The sequence below is a fragment of the Flavobacterium pedocola genome, assembly GCF_053764385.1.
The window spans coordinates 94651-116172 of sequence record NZ_JBSNCR010000001.1 but is presented as its reverse complement, the minus strand read 5'-3'; the positions used below and the strand labels follow the sequence as shown (position 1 = coordinate 116172).

Here is a 21522-nt window from a genome sequence, read left to right as displayed (position 1 = left end):
AATTTTATCAATTCCATTTACTGAACACTAAACTGGCTACTGATCTACATCCAGTTCTTTTCCGTGGTTTCCACCTGATACAACCAGATATTTGCCAATTCTTTTATCTGCTGAAAATTCCCCAGATGAAACGACACATTCCCTCCGGCCGTACAAATGATGATACTGCCAACATTTGCAGGTTTATGCCAGAAGAACTGACTTACTTTTATAGACTGAATCTTGTGCGGTTCTATAATTTCGTTATCAATGTCCCACGCCCCGCTTTGTTTGATGATGTATTGGTTGTTTACAAACAAACGATAATGCCTGAAACTGAAATACAACATTATACCCACAAAACTCAAATACAGCGGAAGAAACAACGAATACTCAAACGCTTGAGCCTCTATATTGAAGCCAATAAAAAACCACAGGCTCACAGGCAGCACCATGTAAAACAGCACCGGAAATATAAAATAACGCCAGTTAGGTTTTTGAACAGCTCCTCTTTGCGGAAGTTTACTGAAAAGTAGTTTTAAGATTTCATCTTTCTCCACAGCGTTACAACCCGGGATTTCAAGCGCCGATTTTTTATTCTCTTTGTCTGTTTCGCTACCGGAGGCCTGTTTGATTTTGATGTTTAACACATCCATCTTTTTCTGTAACCAGTTTTGACTCAAAGCCACAATCTGTACTTTTTCCGGTTTGATGATGGTGTTTTTAGTATTCAGCAATCCGTAAGACAGTAATAGTGAATGGTTTTGTTTGGCCAGTTTAAAGTCGAAATAACGGATGATTGTCCTCACCAGATTCACTACTAAAATCAAGGCGAACATCAGTAAAATGAATATCACGCCCGAATAGAGCACCGCATTGGTATTGATCAAACTGTCGATCTTTTCATCCACGGCATCGGCAGCACCATTGGCATCGGCACTTCTTAAAAACTGGTTTACATTTTCATAAATCGTGATAAAAAAAGCAAGTATGATGAAAAAACTGCGCACATAATTGGAGGTAATCCCGATTTTAATCAGACTAGGCAAACCGATTTTGATGAAAGGTTCTTCTTTTGCAACCGCATCGACACTATCCTGCTCGGTACTTTCAGTAGTTCTTTTGGCTTCACTTAACAGTTTTGTTTTTAATGCTACCGCCAACTCATGGGAAATGGCACGAATGGAAACCTCTTTTTTGTTGCTTCCCGCCGTATCCACATCCAAAGCATGAACGCCGATTATCTTCTGAATTAATGTCTGATTGATATTAACCTGCTGGATTTTATGCAGTTGAATAGCAATTTTGGTTTTATTCAACACACCTTTATTGATGATGAATTCGTCGTTGTCTTCATCGATATAAAAGGTAAAATTCCAATATTGCAAATACGCAATTATCCCGACAACCAGAATGACTACGATTAAGCCCAAACCCAGATAGAGCTTGTTCATTTCGTTGAATTTGAACAACCAGACCACCAGTATCGGCCACATGGCGCGGGCAATCTTCTGAAACGTGTCGGTAAACATGACCAGGACACCTACCAGGGATTGTCGTTGCGGTTGGTTAAATTGGGCTTTTTCACTCATTTTCCGAAACTGAATTATGAGGTTGTTCGGTAAGTTTCGACATCAGCAATTGCTTGATCTGCATCGCTTTTTCTCTTTCAATCCCAGGAATTTCGATATCGCTGTCGCCACCACCGGCGGTAAAAATACCAACGGAAGCCAAACCGAACATTCGGGCAAAAACACCTTCATGCAATGCCACGTGCTGCACCCTGCTGAACGGAATTATCGTTGTCGTTTCCGCAATGACACCGCTCCTGTACAACACATCGTGCTGACGGAAAGCATACCCTTTCTTCCTGAAACTGATTCTCCCCAAAAATAACGTCATCAGAAAAACCAACGCTACGGCAATCGCAAAGAAAAGCCAAAACTCACGGAGTTCTTCATTAAACAACAATAGTAATCCTGCAGCAGCACTCATAATTCCCAGAAAAATAAATCTTGCGATCAACATGATTTTCCAGTAATCCGGATGCAACGGCTGTAATGGAACTTCTTCATATTTAGGAAGCTCGGCGATGTTTATGGTTTCGTTGGTGAAATTCACTTTACAATTACGAATTAGAAATTACGAATTATGACTCTTGAAGTTCGACTTTCGACTACGGAATATATTTCTTCTCAAAATTAGGCTTACGTTTTTCAAGGAACGCATTTCGTCCTTCAATCGCTTCATCGGACATATAAGCCAAACGGGTAGCTTCTCCTGCAAAAACCTGCTGTCCTACCATACCGTCATCGGTTAAATTCATGGCAAACTTCAGCATTTTAATAGAGATTGGCGATTTCTCAAGGATTTCCTGTGCCCATTGATACGCTGTATCTTCCAATTCTGCGTGAGGCACCACTGCATTTACCATGCCCATATCAAAAGCATCCTGAGCGGAGTAGTTTCTGCCTAAAAAGAAGATTTCACGGGCTTTCTTCTGTCCTACCATTTTTGCCAAATATGCCGATCCATAACCGCCGTCGAAACTCGTAACATCCGCATCCGTTTGTTTGAAAATCGCATGCTCTTTACTCGCTAAGGTCAAATCGCAAACTACATGCAAACTGTGTCCTCCGCCAACAGCCCAACCCGGCACTACGGCAATCACCGCTTTTGGCATAAAACGGATTAAACGCTGTACTTCTAAAATATTTAATCTGTGGTAACCGTCATCGCCTACGTATCCTTGCTTTCCTCTTGCTTTCTGATCGCCACCACTGCAAAACGACCAGATGCCGTCTTTACTAGAAGGCCCTTCCGCAGACAACAATACCACTCCGATAGAAGTATCTTCGTGCGCATCATGAAAAGCTTCTAAAAGTTCCTTAGTGGTCTTCGGACGGAACGCATTGCGAACATCCGGGCGGTTGAACGCGATTCGGGCAACGCCGTCGCATTTTTTATAGGTGATATCTTCAAACTCCTTTACGGTTTTCCAGTTGATTGTACTCATAATTTCAAATTTTATCGTAAAAATACTATTTTAGCGCCAATATAAAGAAACATAAAAATGAAAAAAATCTTAACTCTTGCATTGTTTGCACTGTTTAGTGTTACATCCTTTGCACAATCTTCTCTTACTACTTATTCCGAATCTGGATTCGCTGCTAAATTTGCGGTTGCGCCACAGGTTGTAAATCAAAACATTCCGACAAAACTTGGTGATACTCCCATGACGATGTACGTGTCCGAAGGGCAAGATTATGTGATTATGCTTTCTGTTAATAAATTTGCAGAAGACATTGTTAAAAAATTAGATGAAGCAGGTGTTCAGGGTTTATTGAACGGTTCAAAAAACGGAGCGATAAACAATCTTGCCAAACAAATGGGAGCCGAATTTAAATCGGTTAAAGAAGAAAAATACTTATACGAAGGTAAATTTCCGGCACATAAAGTTGAAGGAACCATTAATGACACTGAAGTAAAAGCGAACTATATTTTTAAATCAAACCAATTGTTTCAGGTTTTGATATTGGGAAACACTACCTCTAAAGAGGTAACGGATTTCGTCGCAAGCTTTAAACTGATCTAATTGAAAACTTTAACATAAAAGTTTTCAACGCTTCTTTTCTTTGAATTCTTTTTTTTGTAATTTTAACTACTTCTTTCACAAGAAGTTAGCTCACTGATTTATTAATTAAAAAGTTATTCTTTGAAAAAATCTGTAATTTTTGTCGCTCTTTTATCTGTAGTATTTTTTGCAAGTTGTAAAAACTCTTCTGAAGTAAAACCGGAAGAAGCAACACCAGAAACAACAATGCAAGAGCAAGTGGATTCCGTTGCCACTGACAGCATTAATGCTGACGAAGTAGCACCTGTGGGAGTTGAAAAGGACACATTGACAAAAAAATAAAGTCAATTTCTTTTAAGTTATTTTAAAAACCACGGGTAACGAAGTGAATGTCGGGTTAATGTGATGAAGTTTCGACTATCCATTTAAAAGACAAAGAAATTTTAAGGCAACTCTTTTCAGCACTATTTTTCGGCTGATCAGTATGTCAGAATTTATTTTTTTTAAAAATAATTAGGCTAACTCAAAAGGTTAGCCTTTTTTATTTCGTCATACACTGAATTAAGACGGGATAATTTTAACAGAAATAATTAAAAGAACAGTTTTGAAAATTATAACAGTTAGTTATATTTGCTTTTTACCTAAGATTACCAATGAACATCTCAAGATATATCACCTTACTTTCCCTTTCATTATTACTAAGCTGCAATAAAGATAAATCAGGAAAAAACGGAAACCCCAACGATACGTTATTATTAGCCGATAAATACGAAGTAAGTTTACCCAAGCTGAGCAAAAAATATTTAGCGGAAAACAAATCGTATGTTGAAAGCTTTTACAACAAACATTACAACCCGAAAGACTTTAGTGGTGCATTTCTTGTAGCTAAAAACGGACAGGTGGTTTATGAAAACTACAGCGGCTACGCTTACAAGGAAAAAGGCTGGAAAATAGAAGCCGAAACCCCGATTCATATTGCCTCGGTAAGTAAAACGTTAACCGCGGTTTGTGTTCTGAAACTTGTGGATGAAGGCAAAATACAACTTGACAAAACCGTTCAGGCCTATTTACCGACTTTCCCTCACGAGGTTACCACGGTCCGTATGCTTTTGAACCACCGAAGCGGCTTACGCAATTACGCTTATTTTACAGCTGATAAAGGCGTATGGGACAAAAAACAAACCCTTACCAATCAGGATGTTTTAGATCTTTTGGCGACCAAACCCATAGGATTGGAATCTAAACCCGGAACGCGTTTTGGTTATTGCAACACCAATTATGCGCTTTTAGCACTGATTATTGAAAAAGCGACCGGAAAATCCTATTCACAAACGATGAAAGAGATGATTTTCGAACCGCTTGGCATGAAAAATACCTTCGTTTTTGACAATCTGGAAAAGAAAGACGAAGTGAGCCAATCCTATAAAAACAACTATTTGCGTTTGGCCTTTGAATTTTTGGATCAGGTATATGGCGATAAGAATATTTATTCCACGGCGAGAGATTTGCTGAAATTTGATATTGCCACGTATTCCGATGAATTCCTGAGCCCTGAAATGAAAAAAGAAATGTTCAAAGGGTACAGCTATGAAGCCAAAGGACAGCGAAACTACGGCTTAGGCATCCGAATGATGGAGTTTGAAACTGGACAAAAGTACTTCTTCCACAACGGTTGGTGGCACGGCAACACCTCATCTTTGGTAACTTTGAGAAAAGAAAATGTCACTTTGATTTCCTTATCAAACAAATACACGCACAAAACGTATCAAACCAAAAAACTGGCGCCTCATTTCGGGGATTATCCGTTTAAGTTTAAGGATGCGATGATTGGAGCAGAATAGTCAGACTGAAGATTGCAGATTGCAGATTGCAGATTGCAGATTTGAGATTGAAGACTGAAGATTGAAGATTGAAGATTGAAGACTGAAGACTGAAGACTGAAGACTGAAGATTGAAGATTGAAGACTGAAGACTGAAGACTGAAGATTGAAGATTGAAGATAGCTGAACTTTACAACTTAAAACAATGAAAACCTATCGTTCCACATTGAATCCTATTATTGTTCCGGTTTTGGTGATGATTGTTTTCGGAATTATTGCCTCTTTTTTTATCGGAAAGAATGAAATTGGGGAAGAAATGCCGATTCCCATCAAAATCTTTTTAGGAGTGGTTGGCGCTTTAATTTTGTGGATACTTCTGGACACCAACTATAAAATAGAAGACAATCATCTCTATTATTGCTCTGGCCCTATCCGTGGTAAAATCGACATCTTAAAAATCAACAAAATAGAGAATGTAAAAACCTGGTATGTGACTTCCCTCTTAAAACCAGGGCTTGGTTCTTACGGGCTAACGATTACCTACAATAAATTCGACGACATTTACATTTCACCAAAAAACAAATCGGAATTTTTAGCCGAATTGCTAAAAATCAACCCGAATATCCAGATCATCGCTTAACCGATTTTCACGGAAGTCATCGTTAAGGAACCTCCTACCGCTTTATCGTTGAAGAAACGCACCTCGTCTTTTGCATCCTGTAAGGCGAGGGAATACAACATCGGATAATAATGATCCGGTGTTGGAATAGCCAGTTTCGCTGCTTTATTCAGGGTTTCATAGTCGATTAAAGCTTTATGGTTCCCATCGGAAATTTTGCTTTTGAAAATCGTATTCATTTCCGTAGCCCAATCGTACCCGTATTCCGGTTCGCTTAGTTTGTCCCAGGCGACCATTCGCAAATTGTGCACCATATTCCCGCTACCGATGATCAAAACGCCTTTTTTACGCAAGGCGGCTAACTGTTTCGCTAAATCATAATGGTATTGAGGCGGCTTGTTGTAATCAATACTTAGCTGCAACACCGGAATGTCTGCATCGGGATACATATGACGCACAACCGTCCAGGTGCCGTGATCCAAGCCCCAATCGTGATCCAATCCAACTTCTGTGGAAGTAATTAGTTTTTTGGTTTCCAAAGCCAGTTCAGGACTTCCGGGCGCCGGATATTGTACTTCAAACAATTCCTGAGGAAAACCACCGAAATCGTGAATCGTTTTAGGATTGTTCATCGCAGTGATATGGGTACCGTTTGTCAGCCAATGCGCAGAAACCACCAACACTGCCTTCGGTTTTGGGATTTCAGTACCCATTTTGGCCCAATTTCTTGAAAACTCGGTGTCTTCAATACCATTCATCGGCGAACCATGGCCGATAAATAAAACCGGAAGCTTTACCTCTTCTTCCTTTAAATCCTTTGTCCAGTTATAAAACGGTTGCAAACTTGCCATGACAGTTCCTCCTATTATAGTTTTTATAAAATCGCCCCTATACATTTCTATACAATAATTGTATATACAAATGTAATAATAAGTCAAATACGAATTATAAAATTAAGACATTTTAACAGTAAACAATTGATTTACAAAAGATAAATTCCGTCCGGCTTGATTTCGATCAGCTTTTGCTTGTAAAGCGTTCCGACAGCTTTCTTGAAAGTTTTTTTGCTCATGCGAAGCACGGTTTTGATATCTTCCGGATGGGAATCGTCGTTCAGACGCAAGAAACCGCGACTGGCTTTCAGTTCATCTAAAATAGCCTGAGCAGAAGCATCGATACGTTCCATACCGAATGGCTGACGGGAAACGTCAATTTTACCGTCCGGGCGAATGTTTTTTATGTAGCCGATAATACGGTCTCCGGTGCGTAAATCCTCGAAAACTTCATTCTGATACAGCAATCCTTTGTGTTTTTCGTTGATGATTACGTTAATCCCCACTTCAGTGATATGAGAAACGATCAGATCGACTTCTTCCCCTACTTCAACGGTAATTTCCTTATTATCCAAAAACTGATTGGTTTTACTCGAACCTACCAAACGGTTGCTTTTCTCATCAAGATACATGTAGACCAGATAGCGTTTTCCCTGATCCATTGGTCTCGCCTGCTCCCTGAAGGGAACGAACAAATCCTTTTCAAGCCCCATATCAAGGAAAGCTCCGGATTTATTGGTGTAATTTACCCGTAACAAGGAAAACTCATTCAGATAAATGTAAGGTTCAAGTGTTGTGGCCACCGGTCGTTCTTCCTGATCCAAATACACAAACACCTCGATTTCATCTTCAAGCTGAAAACTCTTCGGTACATATTTATTGGGTAATAAGATGTCCGTGGTGCCATCGGTTAGGTATAATCCTATGGAGGTTGTTCTGGCTATTTTCAGGGTGTTGTATTTGCCTATTTCAATCATATCTGCAGTTTATTATATCTGTTCGCCTTTATGGCTCGGGTCAAAGCGGCAAAGGTACAAAGTTTCAAAGTGGTTTCAACAAAAAAGCGCCCGATTTGGACGCTTATCTTTATCAGAATACTATTTATTTGTATACGTTTTCTTTCTTAAAATGAACCGCTAACAAGTAATACACTACGGCTCTGTATTTGTTTTTATTCGATTTACCATACTTCTCAATTACCGTATTGATGCCTTTGATCAGCTCGGGACTGTCTTTTAAACCTAGCTTTTTGATTAAAAAATTGTTCTTTACAATCTCAAGTTCCTTTTCGGAGGAACCGGAAACCGTTGCCGAATCGGCATTGTAAATAGAAGGTCCGCAGCCAATGGTCACTTTGGTAAGCAAATCCATGTTTGGGGTTACACCGCACTTGTCTTTTAAATCGGCAGCGTATTTGACAATCAGTTCATCTCGTTTACTCATAATGCTGAATTTTTGAAGTGTATAAAGGACAATCCTTTCAAATTTAAGCATTACAACGAAAAGCAGGCACTGTTTCTTACCCCGGAACTATTATAATTATGTTAAACTTTTAAAGTAGTTCTTCAAAACCACATCGTTTACTTCGGTCGGGGTAAAAATTTCCAAAATAGACGGTTTATCGGCGTTCAAAAAAGATTCCATTCCGGTTGTCAGTTCCGACTCGTTATTCGCTTCAAAATAGTCGAAACCATACATCTTAGCCAAATGATTTGCCGTTAATTGATGCGTTGTTTCAAAATAAGTATTAAAAACCGGTGTTTCCTGATGGCCCGGCAAAATCCTGAAAATCCCGCCGCCCCGGTTGTTAATCACAATGATCTTGAAATCTTTCGGGATATAACTGTTCCAAAGCGCGTTGCTGTCGTAAAAGAAACTCACGTCTCCGGTAATCATTACTGTTGGTTTTCCGGATGCCAGAGCTGCTCCGATTGCTGTTGTGGTACTGCCGTCTATACCGCTGGTTCCTCTGTTACAATACACTTCGATTCTTGAATCGATGGCAAACAACTGCGCATAACGTATTGGTGAACTGTTACTGATCTGTAATTGTATATTGGTTGGCAACATTGGGAAAATCGTACCGAAAACCTTAAAATCTGAATACGGAACGGCCTCAAGATATTGCTTGTGCTTTTCGCTTCGCAACGTTTTTAAATCCAGAGTTTTTTGAAGATAATCACTTTCCCCAGCTGTTGTCATCGGAAGCAATTCGCTGAAAAAACGGTTTGGCGTAACTTCAAAATGCTGAGTAAGGCAATCAAAAGTGTTGTACGCGCGTAATTCGTCTATGTGCCAATGTTCCTGAGGCTGGTATTTTCTTAAAAAAGCTTTTATTCTTTTAGACACCACCATTCCGCCTATAGTAATCAGGATTTCCGGTTGAAAAGCCTTGAAGTCTTCTTCGGAAAATGGCGTGATTATCGTATCAATATTAGTGATGAAATTCGGGTGATGAATATTCGACGTTGCCTCAATCATTACAACAACTGAAGGATCATTTGCAAGATTTTCAATGATTTTGGTATCGATTTGAGCCGGATAATTCACCCCGATTAAAATGAGTTTCTTCTTCGCAGCAGCCCATTGTTTTGCAAAGGCTTCCAGATGGGGCAACTGCTTTTCTTCCTTGTATAAATCTACAACAGCCGGGGTAACCGAAAGTGCTGCAACAGTTTCGTAAAGCGGTTCTTCAAAGGGAGCGTTGATATGCACCGGGCCTTTCTGTGTAATGGCTACATGAATGGCTTCGTTGATTTTCAAATCGTTTTCTTCCGAAGCATCTTCCAATAAGTTGGCATTGAAAAGAATATGATTCGCATAAACATTTTCCTGACGGATGGTCTGCCCGTCACCGATATCGATTTTGTTTTTCGGTCGGTCCGCTGAAACGATAATCAGGGGAATCTGACTGTAAAACGCTTCGGCTACTGCAGGATAATAATTCAGCAAGGCCGAACCGGAAGTACAAACCAAAACTACGGGCTTTTTCTTCTGCTGGGCCATTCCCATGGCAAAAAACGCAGCGCAACGTTCATCGGCTATACTGTAACAGTCAAAAGCCGGATTGCTAGCGAATCCTATGGTTAACGGTGCATTACGGGAGCCTGGGGAAATTACGATATCGTGGATGTCTTTAGCGCGCAGGATTTCTATAATACTTTGGGCTAAAGGTATTTTTGGGTAAATCATTTTATAATCCGGTAAGAAACAAAGATACAAATATTTGGGGATTTGAGGATTTGGTTATTTGGGATTTGAGGATTCGGTTATTTGGAATTTACTTCTCTGCTTTCTTAGCCAGTTCTTCATCTTTATAAACCATGAATCTATAAAATGTGTAATGGGAAACGCCATAAAAGACAATAATCAGTTGGAGGAATATCTGCTGCTTCAGATAAAATCTGTTGACAAAAAACAAACCGACCTGAACCACAAAAAGCAATGCACTGATTAACAGCCAATAACTTTTCCGGTCTTCCTTATAACAATAATTCGATACGGCCAAACCTCCTACAAATGCAGTTAAAAAACCATTGAGCAGCCATATGTAATAACTGTTCTGAACATTTTCTTTGATTAAATTGACAAGGTACCAAAAGATAAAAACAATGGGCAACGAGGTTAAAATGATAGTCTTCCAGCGCTTATCGCTAATAGCCCTGAAGATGATGATCAAAAGTGAAATCCGAAACAGGACCGAAACAATGGCACCAATTAAAAGGCTCGTATCCGATTGCTGGTTAAACAGTACATAAGCAGCCTGAAATAAAAGTAACGCTAAAAAATACCAATAATCTTTCTTTAAAGACGAAAAAAAATAAAGCAACATTAAGACCGGTACCCTGATAAAACCAAAGACTTCTTTTAAAGGAGCATAGTCGAAATAAACAAAAATACTGTACAAGACGATAACCGAAAAGTACAATAGTGTAAGGTTGCGTATACTAATATCATTATGCTGAAAAACCATACTTAAAGTTATGGCTTTTTTTGGAATTTGTTAAATAATTTACTGAATAACAACTGATTACAGCATCATTCCGGCACCAATTTCTCTTCTTCCTTCAGCACCAGGAATTTATAAAAGGTGAAATGTGAAATGCCATAGGAAAGAATTACCATCTGGTAAATCCCATCGCTTTTAACATAGAATTTATTGATAAAAAAGGCCGCAATCTGCACAATAAACAGGATAGCACTGATTAACAGCCAATAGCCTTTTTCATCGTTTTCGTTTACATAATGAATGATCGCAATGCCTCCCATAAAAGATGTCAAAAGGGCATTTAGTATCCATATATAATAACTGTCACCCAGCGATTCGACTACCAGCTCGATTACATATAAATACAAAACGAAAAAAGGCAGACTGGCAAAAATAATGGCCATCCGCTTTCTTACGGCAAATAAATCCAAAACCAGTAAAACCAAACAGAATTTAAACAATACCGAGGAAAAAGTACCGTAGAGGAAATACTCCTCATTTCCGGTAAAAAACAATACTGAAGCTAACTGATACAACAAAAGCCCTAAAAAGTAGAACGGTTTTCTTTCTTTGGAGGTAATAAAATACAAAATCATCAGAATCGGTATCCTTGAAAACCAAAAATACTTCCCCATTTCCTCATTATCCAATAATGAAAAAACACTGTATATGAGCAGATTAACAAAATAAAATAGGATTAATCCTTTAGAAAAATTATGTTCCTTCATCATTAACGGCCGACATCTTTTACCCTTATCTTCTTTAAATTTACTAATTTTATGTTCAGAATCAAAAATTATGTCAATAATCATCCGAAAAATAACCCCTGAAGACATCCCGGCAGTACTGGAAATCGTAAACCATGAAATTCTTAACTCAACTGCCATCTGGGATTATGACGTCCGTACTCTAGAACAGCAAACCGCTATAATCAACGAAAAGAACGAAAGCGGATTTCCGTTTCTGGTGGCTGAGAAAGAAGGCAGAATTGCAGGCTTTGGAACCTACGGCACTTTTCGGTATAAAATCGGGTACCGCTTTACCGTAGAGCATTCGGTATATATACACAAAGATTTTACGGGGAACGGAATTGGTTCGCTCCTACTGAAAGAATTGATCGAAATAGCAAAACTTCAGAAACTCCACACCATGATTGGCGTAATTGATGCCGAAAACGGAGGCAGTATTGCCTTCCACGAGCGCCTGGGTTTCAAACGCGTGGGTCATATCAAGGAAACCGGTTATAAATTCGATCGTTGGCTGGATTCGGTTTTTGTACAGATTCTTTTGGAGTAAGCAATTTTCAGTCGCAGTCTCAGTTGACAGTCTCAAAAAAGCAGATAAAAAAAAGACCTATAAATGATTTTTTACAGGTCTTTTTTTATTGATTGTATCTTGAAAAATTAACGGATTACTGTGACTGAATACTGTGACTGTAAACTGCGACTGAACACTAAGCTTTAATCCAGTTAGTGATTTCTTTATCATCAGGTAAAACCCTCGGACTGATCACGTTTTCCAACTGACCTTCTTCGTTGATTAAGTATTTCTGAAAATTCCATTCCACCTGATTATCTTCCAGACCGTTTTTGGATTTTTCGGTCAGGAAATGATACAACGGATGCATGTCGTCCCCTTTTACCGAAATTTTCTCCATCATCGGGAAAGTCACGCCGTAATTTCTGCTGCAAAACGTTTTGATTTCCGCGTTGCTCCCAGGTTCCTGTGCTCCGAAATTATTAGCCGGGAAACCTACAATTACAAATCCTTTGTCTTTAAATTCATTGTAAACATGCTGTAATTGTTCGTATTGCGGTGTTAAGCCACATTCGGAAGCCGTGTTGACAATCATGATTTTTTTTCCTTTCAAAGTAGCGAAATCAAATTCTTTACCTTCAATATCTTTTACTTTAAACTGATAAATGTTTTGCGCATTCATTACTTTATTTTTTTGTACTGTTTCCATGTTTTTTTTATTTTGATTTTGCCCCTGACAGCTCATTATCAACAACAAACTGAAGGCTAAAATGATACTTCTCATGCGATTAATTTTTTTATAAAATTACTCAAAATGTATGCTATGAAATACATTTTGTGATTAAAGTTTTGTTAAACAAAAAACCCACAACCTTTAGATTGCGGGCTTTGTGCTCATTATTTTTTAAAATATTTTCGGTATTTAAAGAAAGAAGCAATTCCCAACAAAGTCACTAAAGTCACAGAAATATAAACGAAAGTCGGTGTTACTACTTTATCGCCTGTCGCATAGGAATGCAATCCTGTTAAATAGAAATTCACCCCGAAATAAGTCATCATAATTGAGTAATACGCAAAAACACTCATCAGGTTAAAAAACCATTTTCCGCGTAAAGCCGGAACAAACCGCGCGTGAATCACAAAAGCATAGACCATGATACTGATTAACGCCCAGGTTTCTTTCGGATCCCATCCCCAGTAACGTCCCCAGCTTTCATTAGCCCATTGACCACCCAAAAAGTTACCGATGCTCAACATCACCAAACCTACCGTCAGCGTCATTTCGTTGATAATGGTTAACTCACGGATATTCAGCTCCATTTTCTTTTTATTCTTTTCGGTGGTTAACAACATCAATAACAAGGAAACGATTCCTAAAATCATTCCCAACGTAAACGGACCGTAACTCCCTACAATTACCGCCACGTGAATCATTAACCAGTATGAATTTAAAACCGGTTTTAAGTTGGCAATCGCCGGATCCATCCAGCTCCAGTGGGCAATCATAAGAATCATTGAGGCAACAAAAGTACCGGCTGCAACTGTCAACGGGGATTTGTTTACCAGTTTATGTCTTGCCAGTAACAACCACAACGGATTTCCAAAACCAAGCACCAAGGTAAAAAGCATGGTCGCCCAACTCACATAAATCATCGATTCGTAAGCATCACTCCAAGGCGCGTGTCCTGAAATATACCATCGGGCGATCAATCCTGCAGTATGCAGCAAAAACAATAGTAAAACAATAACATTAAAGGCTTTAATGGAAAACTGAAGCCATTTTTTATTGTTGAATATGTTTACAATAGCTAAAATCAACATCAATAATCCAACATACATGTACCAGGAATACAACTTCTTGAACACATCGTATTTGTTGTATAAAATCTCCGAATCAATCTTCTCTTCACTCGGATATACTTCTTTACCATATTTCTTCTGGAATTTGATCAAACCGTCCAGGAACATATTGGCAGTTTTGTAATCCTTTTTTACCGGAACTTCATCCAATGCAGCCAAATAAAGCGGAATGGCATTTTTAGTGAACAACGAATCCATACCGGTCAAATGCGCTTCATTCAGTTCCAGATGAGAAACCCATTTGTTGTTCTTGTCTGCCGGAACAGGGAAAATCTTCAGAATTTGCCCGCTTAACGCAGAATATAAAAGATTTACCTTTTTATCGGTATCAATAAAATCCGTCTGAAACTTGTTCGGAACGGCAGCTTTATAGGCTTCATCAAGGTATGGAGCCAGTTTGTAATTTCCTCTTTCATCGAAGAATTTCATCAACGAAACATACTTGGCATTTTTATCAGCACCAATCAGATTGTGAATACTGTCGTTGTATTTTGGAATAAAAACAATCGGAACATTATACCAAAGCTGCGGAAACTGTGTCATGGAAAGGAAAGCCTGATCGGAATTCATTCCCTTATAGGTATCACTTTTACTGACTTTTCTAAGCAATTCTGATGAAAACGTATTTACAGGTTTCATACGCCCGCCCTGATCCTGAACAATCAGGCGGCCAAATTTTTTCGCGTGCTCTTCAGATACTTTGTATTTCGAGAGCATGGAATCAATCTGTTTTTCCGAAGGCATTTTAGGCTGATGTGCTTCATGCTGTGCCAATGCAGAAAAACTGAAAAACAATGCTATCATTGCAGTTAACGCGGCTTTTTTGCCTTTTACTTTTTTCAGTTTGCGTTTTAAATCTCCGAAACGGGAATCTTTGGTAAACAAAATCCCCAGCAAGCCGATGTACAATAACGCATAACCGATATAACTTACCCAAGTTCCCCAAAAGTCGTGGTTCACGGAAAGAATGGTACCGTGCTCATCCGGGTCAAAAGATGCCTGAAAGAAACGGTAACCTCTGTAATCCAAAACGTTATTCATGAAGATTCTTGCGTTGAATTTGTTGTTTTGCTCTTTATCATCCAACGTTACCTGGCTTTCGAAAGCGGAATAACTTTTCTCGGTTCCCGGATATTTCGAAGCGATAAAATCGTTCAGTTTAATGCTGAATGGCGTTTCATAGACTTTACTTCCGTACATGAACGTATATTCAAGGTTCCCTAATTTGAAGGATTGCGGAACGCCCATTTTTCCTTTGGAACCTACAAGCGTTATTTCTTTTTCTTTTCCTTCATTGGTTACCGTGAGCACCAAAGCATCATCGGTATCTTTGTCTTTGTAATCTCCGTTGGATTCGTGTACAATCTTTCCTTTAACGGCAGGCTGCGGAATTACGAATTGTGTCCCGCCCATATTATAAAGCGAACGCAGCATTAACGGCTGGATTTTGTCCTTTTGAACGGATCCTTTGAACTGATCGGCCATTCGCATGAAGTTACCGTCAAATGGAGTCTGGATTGTATAAGCCTCACTTACTTTGGTGATATTAATGGCTCCCTGTGTGAATTTATTGAACGCAAACAACACATTATGAATATTTTGCACTTCTCCTTCTTTGATAAAATGCTCATGTCGGGTACCGTCTCCGGATTCGACCAATTTCAGAAAGTAAACACCGTTTGCGTCTTCTTTAATGGTTTCTTTGGCACCCATGATGAAATCTTTGTATCGGATTTCAAACGGAATTTCGTCAAACTTCTCTGAAATCGAAAAATCGTTATCGGTTGCCGGTGACATCAATAATTGTTTCTCGAAAGAGCGGCGTTTCATTTCGCCTTCATGTTTTCCGTCCACAAAAACATTCAGATAAGTCTTCTCCGAAAAAATCTGTGTGGACGATTCTCCTTCACGGATCGGCATCATCCCTTCAAAACTGATGTATCGTGTAATGAATGCTCCGGTAATAATCAGAATAAACGCCAAATGCAATAACAAAGAAGCCCATTTGCTTTTCTGTAATAAATTGTAACGCTTAATATTTCCGATGAAGTTAATTACGAAAAATACCATAATTACTTCGAACCATCTGGTGTTGTAAATTAAAATTCGTGCGGTATCGGTATTGTATTCGTTTTCGATAAAAGTTCCGGCTGCCATGGCAACTGCAAAAACAATAAACAAAACAGCCATTAAACGCGTGGAAAACAAGAAGGAGAATATTTTTTTATCCATGACGGAAATCGGTTTTTCAAATTGTCGCGAAGATACTTAAAAACAACCTTTTGTTAAGCCTTTTTAACGAAATTTAAGAAATAAAAAAAGCCTGATTGGAAGTTCCGCTCAGGCTTATGATTCTGTATGTCTGTCTTGAATTAAATTCCGATTTCCACCTGGAAACGGATATACCAGTTGTCTTTGGTAGCACCATTATTATAATGCAACTGATCATAGGTGAATTCCGTTTGCAGTTTAAAGGCATGCTCCCAAATATATTTGGTTACACCGATAGTATATTCTCTTGTATTTGGCGTCAAAGCTTTGATATCGTCATGTGCATTCTGGTACGAATAGCGACCGATGATTTCATACATCGACGGGAAAATATAACTCAATTGGTAATCCATTCCTTCCCCAACATAGGCATAATTGGTTTTGGTTATATCCAAAGGATTCACAGTAATCGGATCTTTAGCCATACGTTTCATGTAAGTGGCCATAGCCGCCCATCCGTTGTATTTAAAAACCGCATCTCCGAAAAGTGAGGACATGGTGCGCTGTTCGTACAAATCACTACCGGTTTCCCCTTGCGTTCTTCTGGCAAGGTTGTTTTGGTGTGCTGCCCCGGAAAGCATAAATTTAGGTTTATCTTCACGGGCTAAATCACCTTCGAAATTGGAACCGTCTTTCTTAAAACTACCCAACGGAAATAATTCGATTTTTCCAGTAAATGCCACTCCATTATCCGGGCTTTTTGTCCAGTTTCGCCCTTCACCTGTTGTAACGGCTGTTTTGAAGTTATAAGAGAACTTATCTTTCTTTTCATGCAGATAATACGCCTGGATACCAAAATCCCTGTCAATATTGAATTTCGCATTATTGATGGAACGGTCTGTTAACTGTAAAGCTCCTGATGAGTTTACACGCTGACGGTTTCCGGGAATTTTTGTTTGTCCGAAAGTGAAACTCCAGCTTTTGTTCGGGCGGTAAATTACAGCCGCATCACGAATAATGTTCAGATTTTCCCCGTCGTGGATTTCTCCGACATCACCCGGCGCGAAAGACAACTGCAATACATATAAGTATTTCGGGTTACCAACATAACCGTCGAAACGCAAACGCAAACGACGAACCTGACCGTCATACGCCGCATCTTCCCCATCGTTCTGAATGTAACCGATACGGTTTTGCATACGGAAACGGATGTTCAGCTGGAATAAACTGTCCGCAGAAGTAATCCCTAATCCTTTACCATAACTATAATACGGTAAGGCCGCTAATTTTAAATCGTTATCTTTAGTAGATAATTTTATGTCCTGCGCCTGTAAAACAGCAACAAAACACAATGACAAAATTGTAATTAATTTTTTCATGTTAAGAAAATGTAAGTGGTGTGTTATTCGGGGGCAAAACTAATGTTATTAATTTCAGTGAATATTAAGGAATTGTTACCTTTGCGGAAATTTTGCGTTATGGAAAACAGCTATATCGGGTACCATTTCACCGTGGAACCGAGAGAATTAGGCTCAGAAATACTGATTGCCGAACTAGGGGAAAGAGCCTTTGAGAGTTTTATCGAAACCGAAACAGGAGTTTCTGCTTATGTGCAGAAAGAATTCTGGAACGAACATATATTGGATGATATTTACATTCTTCAATCGGAGGAATTTAAAATCTCTTACACCTTTGAAGAAATCGAACAGGTAAACTGGAACGAAGAATGGGAAAAGAATTTTGATCCGATTGATGTGGACGGAATCTGTCATGTACGCGCACCGTTTCATCCGAAAACCGATGCACAATACGATATTGTAATCGAACCTAAAATGAGTTTCGGAACCGGTCATCATGAAACCACTCATATGATGATCCAGCACCTTCTTGAGACGGATGTAACCAACATGAAAACCCTGGACATGGGCTGCGGAACGGCTATTTTAGCCATTTTAGCCGAAATGAAAGGTGCCCAACCGATTGATGCTATCGATATTGACAACTGGTGCTACCTGAATTCCATAGAAAACGCAGAGCGTAATCACTGTAAACACATTACAGTTTATGAAGGAGACGCTTCTTTGCTGCAACAGGGACAAAAATACGATTTAATCATTGCTAACATCAACCGTAATATTTTACTGGAAGACATGCAAACGTATGTAAACTGTTTAAACAAAGACGGTATTTTACTGTTAAGCGGTTTTTATAATGAAGACATTCCTTTCATTGATGCCTCCTGCACGGAAAAAGGATTAACCTATGTTAAAAAGTTCCAAAAGAACAATTGGGTATCACTAAAATACGTAAATTAGCTTAAATTTCAACACAAGTAATTGATTATGAGTGTAAAAGAAAAAATAAAAGAACAGGTCTCCGTTGAGGAATTATTGGCCAGCAATTATGAAATCATCTTGTTCAATGACGATGTCAATACCTTTGACCATGTGATCGATACTTTAATTGATGTTTGCGACCACGAACCTTTACAGGCGGAACAATGTGCCCTTTTGGTTCACTACACCGGAAAATGCGGCGTAAAAACAGGCCCTTACAGCGAACTGGAACCGCAATGTTCAGCATTACTCGATGCCGGACTGAGTGCCGAAATACAATAATAAAAAAGTCCCGAACGATTCGGGACTTTTTTATTAAGAACTCCTGATAAACTCAAGAATTAAATAATCATCAAGTTTAATTTTCAGCATCGTGGAGGTCAGTATTTGAATTTCACCATAAATTTCAATATCGCCGTCATCTAAAACAATACTGTTTCCGTTTCGGGTCCAATTCCCATAAAAATAAAATAATTCACACGGGATAACTTCAGAATCATAATCTCCAATCAGTAATTCATTGTTTGATTTAATGTGAATATAATCCTTGGGACAACCAACTTCGTTTCCTTCATAGGCCATCATTACTTCCTTACCGTCAACAATCTGTCCCTGTCGTGAAAAATTCCATTTCCCGGCAAGATTCCCTGAAGTCAATGAATTTCCTCCATCGTCACTACTACAGGAAAAAAATAACAAACCTAAAATTGGGGCAATAACTAATGAAAGAATAATTTTCTTCATGATTAACCACTTTAAGATTCTAATACAAAGTTACTTACTATAATCTAAAGGAATTTTAAAACCAATTAATATATCAAATCCGAAATTTTTATACTGTCAGTTTAACAGATTAAAAAGAGTGCTATGATCATGTCGCCAATAAAAAATCCCCCACTTGAAAACAAACGGGGGATTTTTAATTATTGTGTTACCATTTATGATCTGGTCATTTCATAAATTTCTACTTCTCCTGAAACACTTCTAACTTTCAACATTGAACTGTTCAAAATTAAAATTTCATATGTTTTAGCTTCCCCTTCAAAATTAACCGTAACATAATTCCCTTCTTTTGACCATGTTCCGTTAGACGTAAACACTTCACATGGAGCATCAAATGAATCATAATCAGTTACGACTACCGTTCCGCCGGAATTAAACGTCATATAGTCTTTTGAACAACCGCTTTCATTACCTGAATAATCCACCATCACCTCAGTTCCATCTACACTGGTCCCTTCCTTAGAATAGTACCATCTTCCTGTAATTGTTCCTGAACTGTCCGATGAATCATCATCTTTATTACAAGATGTGAATGAAAGACCTAATGTTAAAGCCGACACAAATAATAATGCAATTTTTCTCATTTTTATAGTTATCTTAGTTAATAATCCCTGCAATAATAGTAATAAAGATTTAAGCGAAAAAACCTACACTAAAGATTTAACAAAATATTTAATGGGGCAATTTGTCTTTAAAAACGCCGTAAAGATACGTTCCTAAAAGTGCCCCGGCCAGTACAATTACAATTCCGTAAAAACCGGCTCCTAAAAGGATAAAAATAGGTCCCGGACAAGACCCTACAAGCCCCCATCCTAACCCAAACAGGATTCCGCCCACTACATAACGGACAAATCCTCTTTCCTTATCGGCAATTTCAATAGGTAATCCTTTAATATCTTTCAGTTGGTTTCTTTTTATGAATTGCACCCCTGCAAGGCCTGTAAAAACAGCAACTCCAATAATTCCGTACATGTGAAAAGACTGAAATTGGAACATTTCATAGATTCTGTACCAGGAAACCGCTTCGGATTTTGTCAGTACAATACCGAACACAAAACCTACTAGAACAAATTTTATCAAGTTTAAAAATTTCATACGCCTGGTTTAAAAGATTAACGGTAAAAGAAAATGCGCCATAACCAAACCTCCTATAAAGAAGCCGATAACCGCAATAAGAGACGGTTTCTGAAGGTTACTCAATCCGGAAATCGCGTGTCCTGAAGTACAACCGCCGGCATAACGGGTACCGAAACCGATCAACAATCCGCCGAAGAATAAAATCAATAGTGTTTTCGGGGTTTTAATGGCTTCCCAACCGAATAACGATTCCGGACCTAATTTCCCGTTCGGTGCTTCGATGTTCATGGCTGCCAATTGTTCAACCGTTTGCGGATTCAGGTTTACCCCGCTTCCGTCGCTTAAAAAATGTACGGCTACAAATCCGCCTAAAATCGCTCCGAAAACCACTGCAAGGTTCCACTTTTGCTCGCGCCAGTCGAATTTGAAAAAATCAACTTTCCTGCCGGCTCCTGCAATCGTACAAAGCGTCCTTAAATTGGATGACATCCCGAAAGACTTACCGAAATACGTCAGGGTAAGCATGATCGCCCCTATTAAAAACCCTGAAACATACCAGGGCCATGTACCTAAAAATGAATACATATCTATTTTTTTTACACAAAAGTAAATATTGACAAACTAATATGTGTAACAAACATTACATATTTTTCGTTTCCATAGAAATATTCTTCTAAATTTGAATCACCAAAACGAATCAGGTTTATGAAAAATTTTAAGATTGAAATCAAATGGGGTATCATTTTTGCTGTTGCTTCATTAGTTTGGATGTGTATTGAAAAAATGGTTGGGCTGCACGACAAACATATTGACAAACAATTTCTCTATACTAATATTTTTGCCGTTTTTGCCATTCTGATTTATGTTTTGGGCTTAAGAGACAAAAAGAAGCATTTCTTTAACGGGCAAATGGATTGGAAACAGGGATTTGTAAGCGGGATTGTCATCACGATTGTTGTGGCGGTTTTAAGTCCTTTAACACAAGTGATCACAAACACATTGATTACTCCTGATTTTTTCAGTAACGCGATTGCTTATGCCGTGGAACACAAAAAAATGACACAGGAATTGGCTGAAGCGTATTTCAATTTGTCCAGCTATATTGTTCAGGGCATCTTCGGAGCGCTTTCCATGGGAGTGGTAACTTCTGCGATAGTTGCATTTTTTCTTAAATCAAAATAACCT

The 21522-nt window shown here is 38.7% G+C and carries 24 protein-coding genes; 8 read left to right on the top strand and 16 right to left on the bottom strand.

Features of this window, described 5'->3' with window-relative positions; genetic code table 11:
* Positions 1-44: 44 nt before the first annotated feature.
* The 3 genes from ACWPKD_RS00535 to ACWPKD_RS00525 are packed head-to-tail and all read right to left on the bottom strand — an operon-like array spanning position 45 to position 2995.
* Complete coding sequence (locus ACWPKD_RS00535; protein ID WP_455410723.1) at positions 45-1571, bottom strand: PH domain-containing protein; 1527 nt, start codon at positions 1569-1571, stop codon at positions 45-47.
* The gene (locus tag ACWPKD_RS00530; RefSeq protein WP_455410722.1) at positions 1564-2100 is read right to left on the bottom strand and encodes a PH domain-containing protein; all 537 of its coding nucleotides are present in this window, start codon (positions 2098-2100) and stop codon (positions 1564-1566) included. The genes ACWPKD_RS00535 and ACWPKD_RS00530 overlap by 8 nt, the downstream gene beginning before the upstream one ends.
* Before the next feature lie 55 nt (positions 2101-2155).
* Positions 2156-2995: a 1,4-dihydroxy-2-naphthoyl-CoA synthase gene (locus tag ACWPKD_RS00525; RefSeq protein WP_455410721.1), complete on the bottom strand. Its 840-nt coding sequence runs from the start codon at positions 2993-2995 to the stop codon at positions 2156-2158.
* Positions 2996-3052: 57 nt separating this feature from the next.
* Between ACWPKD_RS00525 and ACWPKD_RS00520 the strand changes: the two genes are divergently transcribed.
* The 4 genes from ACWPKD_RS00520 (at position 3053) to ACWPKD_RS00505 (ending at position 6013) form a co-directional block, all read left to right on the top strand.
* Positions 3053-3574, top strand: a complete 522-nt coding sequence (locus ACWPKD_RS00520) for a hypothetical protein (RefSeq protein ID WP_455410720.1) — start codon at positions 3053-3055, stop codon at positions 3572-3574.
* Between the two features lie 120 nt (positions 3575-3694).
* Positions 3695-3895 (top strand): hypothetical protein, encoded by a 201-nt coding sequence (locus ACWPKD_RS00515; protein WP_455410719.1) that lies wholly within the window; start codon positions 3695-3697, stop codon positions 3893-3895.
* Between the two features lie 311 nt (positions 3896-4206).
* Positions 4207-5394 carry a serine hydrolase domain-containing protein gene (locus tag ACWPKD_RS00510; RefSeq protein WP_455410718.1) on the top strand — a complete coding sequence of 396 codons (1188 nt, stop codon included), beginning with the start codon at positions 4207-4209 and terminating at the stop codon, positions 5392-5394.
* Between the two features lie 184 nt (positions 5395-5578).
* Positions 5579-6013, top strand: coding sequence for a PH domain-containing protein (locus ACWPKD_RS00505; RefSeq protein ID WP_455410717.1), 435 nt, complete (start codon positions 5579-5581; stop codon positions 6011-6013).
* Here the strand turns inward: ACWPKD_RS00505 and ygiD are convergent.
* The 6 genes from ygiD to ACWPKD_RS00475 all read right to left on the bottom strand — a co-directional run bounded on the left by ygiD (position 6010) and on the right by ACWPKD_RS00475 (position 11544).
* Complete coding sequence (gene ygiD / locus ACWPKD_RS00500; protein ID WP_455410716.1) at positions 6010-6843, bottom strand: 4,5-DOPA-extradiol-dioxygenase; 834 nt, start codon at positions 6841-6843, stop codon at positions 6010-6012. The two genes, ACWPKD_RS00505 and ygiD, sit on opposite strands and share 4 nt — an antisense overlap.
* A gap of 131 nt (positions 6844-6974) precedes the next feature.
* On the bottom strand, positions 6975-7802 hold the full coding sequence (locus tag ACWPKD_RS00495; protein ID WP_455410715.1) for a CvfB family protein: 828 nt from the start codon (positions 7800-7802) through the stop codon (positions 6975-6977).
* A 124-nt stretch (positions 7803-7926) separates the two neighbouring features.
* Positions 7927-8268, bottom strand: coding sequence for a DUF2853 family protein (locus ACWPKD_RS00490; RefSeq protein ID WP_455410714.1), 342 nt, complete (start codon positions 8266-8268; stop codon positions 7927-7929).
* A 96-nt stretch (positions 8269-8364) separates the two neighbouring features.
* Complete coding sequence (gene menD / locus ACWPKD_RS00485; RefSeq protein WP_455410713.1) at positions 8365-10017, bottom strand: 2-succinyl-5-enolpyruvyl-6-hydroxy-3-cyclohexene-1-carboxylic-acid synthase; 1653 nt, start codon at positions 10015-10017, stop codon at positions 8365-8367.
* Between the two features lie 88 nt (positions 10018-10105).
* Positions 10106-10753 (bottom strand): hypothetical protein, encoded by a 648-nt coding sequence (locus ACWPKD_RS00480; protein WP_455410712.1) that lies wholly within the window; start codon positions 10751-10753, stop codon positions 10106-10108.
* A 110-nt stretch (positions 10754-10863) separates the two neighbouring features.
* Positions 10864-11544, bottom strand: coding sequence for a hypothetical protein (locus ACWPKD_RS00475; protein WP_455410711.1), 681 nt, complete (start codon positions 11542-11544; stop codon positions 10864-10866).
* 67 nt (positions 11545-11611) lie between these two features.
* On the opposite strand from ACWPKD_RS00475, the gene ACWPKD_RS00470 reads away from it, so the two are divergent.
* Positions 11612-12109 carry an N-acetyltransferase family protein gene (locus ACWPKD_RS00470; RefSeq protein WP_455410710.1) on the top strand — a complete coding sequence of 166 codons (498 nt, stop codon included), beginning with the start codon at positions 11612-11614 and terminating at the stop codon, positions 12107-12109.
* A 157-nt stretch (positions 12110-12266) separates the two neighbouring features.
* Here ACWPKD_RS00470 and ACWPKD_RS00465 read toward each other — a convergent pair whose 3' ends face one another.
* The 3 genes from ACWPKD_RS00465 to ACWPKD_RS00455 all read right to left on the bottom strand — a co-directional run bounded on the left by ACWPKD_RS00465 (position 12267) and on the right by ACWPKD_RS00455 (position 17520).
* Complete coding sequence (locus tag ACWPKD_RS00465) at positions 12267-12854, bottom strand: glutathione peroxidase (protein ID WP_455410709.1); 588 nt, start codon at positions 12852-12854, stop codon at positions 12267-12269.
* A 113-nt stretch (positions 12855-12967) separates the two neighbouring features.
* Positions 12968-16162 (bottom strand): cytochrome c biogenesis protein CcsA, encoded by a 3195-nt coding sequence (ccsA, locus tag ACWPKD_RS00460; RefSeq protein WP_455410708.1) that lies wholly within the window; start codon positions 16160-16162, stop codon positions 12968-12970.
* 140 nt (positions 16163-16302) lie between these two features.
* Positions 16303-17520 carry a porin gene (locus ACWPKD_RS00455; protein ID WP_455410707.1) on the bottom strand — a complete coding sequence of 406 codons (1218 nt, stop codon included), beginning with the start codon at positions 17518-17520 and terminating at the stop codon, positions 16303-16305.
* A gap of 99 nt (positions 17521-17619) precedes the next feature.
* Here ACWPKD_RS00455 and prmA point away from each other — a divergent pair, with 99 nt between their 5' ends.
* Positions 17620-18456 carry a 50S ribosomal protein L11 methyltransferase gene (gene prmA, locus ACWPKD_RS00450; RefSeq protein WP_455410706.1) on the top strand — a complete coding sequence of 279 codons (837 nt, stop codon included), beginning with the start codon at positions 17620-17622 and terminating at the stop codon, positions 18454-18456.
* Positions 18457-18483: 27 nt separating this feature from the next.
* The gene (locus tag ACWPKD_RS00445; RefSeq protein ID WP_455410705.1) at positions 18484-18759 is read left to right on the top strand and encodes an ATP-dependent Clp protease adaptor ClpS; all 276 of its coding nucleotides are present in this window, start codon (positions 18484-18486) and stop codon (positions 18757-18759) included.
* Positions 18760-18792: 33 nt separating this feature from the next.
* On the opposite strand, the gene ACWPKD_RS00440 is transcribed toward ACWPKD_RS00445, so the two are convergent.
* The 4 genes from ACWPKD_RS00440 to ACWPKD_RS00425 all read right to left on the bottom strand — a co-directional run bounded on the left by ACWPKD_RS00440 (position 18793) and on the right by ACWPKD_RS00425 (position 20922).
* Entirely contained in the window at positions 18793-19221 is a 429-nt protein-coding gene (locus tag ACWPKD_RS00440) for a hypothetical protein (RefSeq protein WP_455410704.1), read from the bottom strand.
* A gap of 194 nt (positions 19222-19415) precedes the next feature.
* Positions 19416-19844 carry a lipocalin family protein gene (locus tag ACWPKD_RS00435; RefSeq protein WP_455410703.1) on the bottom strand — a complete coding sequence of 143 codons (429 nt, stop codon included), beginning with the start codon at positions 19842-19844 and terminating at the stop codon, positions 19416-19418.
* A gap of 88 nt (positions 19845-19932) precedes the next feature.
* A complete protein-coding gene (locus ACWPKD_RS00430; RefSeq protein WP_455410702.1) occupies positions 19933-20355 on the bottom strand; it encodes a DUF6691 family protein in 423 nt (140 codons plus the stop codon).
* A gap of 9 nt (positions 20356-20364) precedes the next feature.
* On the bottom strand, positions 20365-20922 hold the full coding sequence (locus ACWPKD_RS00425; protein ID WP_455410701.1) for a YeeE/YedE family protein: 558 nt from the start codon (positions 20920-20922) through the stop codon (positions 20365-20367).
* 120 nt (positions 20923-21042) lie between these two features.
* On the opposite strand from ACWPKD_RS00425, the gene ACWPKD_RS00420 reads away from it, so the two are divergent.
* The gene (locus ACWPKD_RS00420) at positions 21043-21519 is read left to right on the top strand and encodes a DUF4199 domain-containing protein (protein ID WP_455410700.1); all 477 of its coding nucleotides are present in this window, start codon (positions 21043-21045) and stop codon (positions 21517-21519) included.
* Positions 21520-21522 lie beyond the last annotated feature (3 nt).